Genomic DNA, 301 nt, shown 5'->3' on the forward strand with positions numbered 1-301 from the left:
GCTGCTGGTCGCCGCGGGATACGCGCCGCTGTTTCGCGAGCGTCCGCTGTCGGACCCGCAACTGAGCGCCGCGCGCGAGGCCGTCGAACTGGTGCTGAAGGGCCACGAGCCGTATCCGGCGCTTGCCATCGACCGTCACTGGACGATCGTCGCCACCAACAATGCGCTCGCACCGCTGCTCGCGGGCGCGAGTCCCCAATTGCTGAAGCCGCCCGTCAACGCGTTGCGCCTGAGCCTGCATCCGGAAGGCATTGCGTCGTCGATCGTCAACTGGCACGCGTGGCGCGAGCACGTGCTCGCG

1 pseudogene is annotated in these 301 nt (G+C 69.1%); it reads left to right on the forward strand.

The annotated features are described in order from the left end of the window. Positions 1–301 (forward strand): annotated as a pseudogene (locus tag SB822_RS56145) (transcriptional regulator); the annotation flags it as partial.

Source organism: Paraburkholderia sp. SIMBA_054, assembly GCF_046534875.1.
GTDB lineage: Bacteria > Pseudomonadota > Gammaproteobacteria > Burkholderiales > Burkholderiaceae > Paraburkholderia > Paraburkholderia hospita.